The organism is Vibrio rumoiensis 1S-45, assembly GCF_000286955.2.
In the GTDB taxonomy this organism is placed as follows: domain Bacteria; phylum Pseudomonadota; class Gammaproteobacteria; order Enterobacterales; family Vibrionaceae; genus Vibrio; species Vibrio rumoiensis_A.
In genome coordinates, this window is sequence record NZ_AJYK02000104.1 from 1 (window position 1) to 3,187 (window position 3,187).

Consider the following 3,187-nt stretch of genomic DNA (forward strand, 5'->3'; position numbering starts at 1 on the left):
GCGACACCTATCCTTATTTGTTAGGCACTTATTTGATTGATGAAACCTACTTCATCCCGAAGGCCAACTCGATTACCATCAGGATCATGAAGGTTAATCGTTGTTCCCCAATCATTTTCAGTGTATTCGTACGATAAATTAAACTGCTTAACACGAATCAAAGCATCACTAATGTTTTTAACGTTGAAACGAAGCTTTGTAGGACATGACGCTATCGATTTACCATTAACATCTGCATGCCCTTCGGTTTCAATCATTAAATAACTATCACCAAACTCTAAACAAGTTAATTTAAAGTCACCTTCTACTTTGGTGAACATAACTTTCAGTTCAAAGACATCATGATAGAACGATACACATTCATCATAATTTTCAACATTTAAGATAATTCCATGTCTATCAATCTTCATTGAAACCTCATGTCTACTGAAGTGCCTAACGCCCACTTAAGCGGACAAAAATAGTTGGTTAAAATGTGTAGCGAAGCGGAACCTAACCAACTGTTTTGTGTACGCCCAGCATGGGCATGAACTAATGAGGTGAAAGTCCTCTGTAGGAAGGTCACCGTTTAAATAACACACTGTTATTTAACGTTAACTACTAGCGAATGGCAAGGGCTTAATCGCGAGGTTTGGTCTGGAGGAAGCCGCTAGCAAATTTGCGAGCTGATGAATAAGAACATCATATGAGGCGTAGGCTAGAGGTGAGTTGGCACAAGACGACGAAACCACGTGATCTAATGGCCACCGTAAATGATGCAGCAGTGCAAAGAAAGTTCATGTTCTTATCTGGGGAGATCTGCTTAACACGCGATCGGTTATTAACCAGTAAGGCTCTGGTTTATAAGTGCCTTGGCTTTTCAGTGTCATCGACTAAAAAGAGCGAACCAGATGGAAACCGATAGCGCATGACGGGGTAACTCGGCATGTGATTAAGCAGAAGTCAGCAGACGGCATAGTAGCCAAATGCCCATCGTAATGGCTGGGACATGGTGAAGGCCTGAACATTTAGAAGAAGGAGGAGTCTTGTCAAACTTGTCGATACCCACTACGTCGCCAGACGATTACTATCGGCAGCGTATTGATATGCAACCGGCCTTCAACCGCGATCTATTCCAACAACTGCTCGAACCTGAAAATCTACACCGAGCTTGGCGTCAAGTGAAAGCCAATAAAGGCGCGGCGGGCATCGATGGCATGACCATCGAAGCCTTCCCGCTTTGGATGCAACAAGGCGGTTGGGAACAGTGTAAATCTCAATTAGAACAAAGTGAATACCAACCCTCAGCGGTCAGGCGCGTGGAGATCGATAAACCCGATGGTGGTAAACGCAAATTGGGGATCCCTAACGTCATTGATCGTGTGATTCAACAAGCTATTGCTCAAATACTCACACCACTGTTTGACCCATTCTTTTCGACTAACAGCTTTGGCTTTAGGCCGAACAGAAATGCAAAACAAGCGGTACTGCAAGTAAGAGATATCATCAAACAGAAACGCAAATTTGCCGTCGACGTTGATCTGTCTAAGTTCTTTGACCGAGTTAATCATGATCTATTGATGACTCAACTAAGGAATAAAGTACAGGATAAGCGCCTATTAGCGCTTATCGGTAAGTACCTACGAGCAGGTGTGATGGTCAATGAGCAATTTGAAGCAAGCTTTGAAGGTGTGCCTCAAGGCGGCCCACTCTCACCATTACTTTCTAACATTATGTTGGATAGTCTGGATAAAGAGCTGGAAAGCCGAGGGCACAAATTCGCCCGCTACGCGGACGACTTTATCATTTTGGTAAAGTCTATTCGGGCGGGAGATCGAGTACTCAAGAGCATTACTCAATATCTGGCCATCAAGCTAAAACTAGTCGTTAATGAACAGAAAAGCCAAGTGGTTAAGGTCGCTCAAAGCAAGTTTCTTGGGTTTACATTTAACCGAGGCAAGATCCAGTGGCATGCTAAAACATTACACATTTTCAAGCAAAAGATAAGACGGCTAACGAACCGAAATTGGGGCGTGAGTATGAGTTATCAGCTGTTTAAAGTGCGTCAATACATGCAAGGCTGGATCAATTACTTTGGCATCGCTAACACCTATCAAGGGTGTGTCGATTTAGACCATTGGATCCGACGTCGTGTTCGTATGTGTTACTGGCGTCAGTGGCGAAAACCACTGACTAAGGTACAAAACTTACTTAAACGTGGCGTCAGGATCCAAGCCGCTGTTGCTTGTGGTATCACAAGTAAAGGCCCATGGCGTAGCTCAAAAACACCAGGGATACAGCAAGCGCTGAGTAATGAGTATCTGAAGAAAGCAGGATTATATTCACTAAGAGATGGATGGATCGCAGTTCATTATCCTAACCAAAAAGTGAGTTAGGAGTTCTAAATGAACCGCCCTGTGCGGAGCCGCATGCAGGGTGGTGTGGGGGCTGGAGGCTAGATACCTCCGGCTACCCGATTATGTGTATTTTTGCTGTAACTCTTTTCGAATTTCTTCTCTAAGAGCCGGTGGCATTGGATCATACCACCTTAAATCCATTAACTCAGGGTCATAGACAACGCCAATGGAACGCCTAGGTAACACCCTTTCGAGCTCCACACCTATAGCTTCCAAACTTACAATACCAAGTTCTAAGTCTCTTAAAAAGTCGAAAAAACAAGCTACTGCATCTACATGCTCGGATTCAGTAAACCCAACAGGAAACATTAATTTTAACGTACGATTGTCGAATATTTTCGCAGAAAATGACAACTCATGAGAAAATTTACGCTCAAGTTTTTTTAAACCTAAAGTAGGTTCAATGCGCTCTTTCTTTTTTGTTTCGCCACTAAACGATGCAAATTGAGCCTTAATTTCAGCGTAAGCATCTTTTCCCAATTCAGATACAATAGACTTAAAAAATGGAGACACTATGTGCACAGTAACTAGTGTTGGTATGATCCAATCCGCACATGCAAATGGTCCATATTGCCCCAATGATTTATGTTCGGCGACCTTTGATAGGTTTCCGCTTAGCATTAATTCTGAAATTTCAGAATCTAGCTTTCCTTCATAATTTGCAATTTTGATCATATTACACCTTACACATAACGCCGCGTTAAGGCGTGACGATACGTTTGCCATAATCTTGAGCGGAGCGAAAACCGGCAAACGTTGAGGAATCGCTCTTAAACGCTTTGTTGAACGAA

Annotated in this window: 3 protein-coding genes; 1 reads left to right on the plus strand and 2 read right to left on the minus strand. The window is 43.0% G+C overall.

Annotation, left to right across the window (positions count from 1 at the left end; genetic code table 11):
• Window positions 1-20: 20 nt before the first annotated feature.
• Window positions 21-410, minus strand: coding sequence for a glyoxalase/bleomycin resistance/dioxygenase family protein (locus tag A1QC_RS14385; RefSeq protein ID WP_017025532.1), 390 nt, complete (start codon window positions 408-410; stop codon window positions 21-23).
• A 615-nt stretch (window positions 411-1,025) separates the two neighbouring features.
• Between A1QC_RS14385 and ltrA the strand changes: the two genes are divergently transcribed.
• On the plus strand, window positions 1,026-2,375 hold the full coding sequence (gene ltrA, locus A1QC_RS14390; RefSeq protein ID WP_017025533.1) for a group II intron reverse transcriptase/maturase: 1,350 nt from the start codon (window positions 1,026-1,028) through the stop codon (window positions 2,373-2,375).
• 81 nt (window positions 2,376-2,456) lie between these two features.
• On the opposite strand, the gene A1QC_RS14395 is transcribed toward ltrA, so the two are convergent.
• The gene (locus tag A1QC_RS14395) at window positions 2,457-3,071 is read right to left on the minus strand and encodes a hypothetical protein (protein ID WP_017025534.1); all 615 of its coding nucleotides are present in this window, start codon (window positions 3,069-3,071) and stop codon (window positions 2,457-2,459) included.
• Between the last annotated feature and the right edge of the window lie 116 nt (window positions 3,072-3,187).

Excerpts from the sequence above, each read along its gene's own strand:
- A1QC_RS14385 (WP_017025532.1), bottom strand. The coding sequence starts at position 410 with ATGAAGATTGATAGACATGGAATTATCTTAAATGTTGAAAATTATGAT.
- A1QC_RS14395 (WP_017025534.1), bottom strand. The coding sequence starts at position 3,071 with ATGATCAAAATTGCAAATTATGAAGGAAAGCTAGATTCTGAAATTTCA.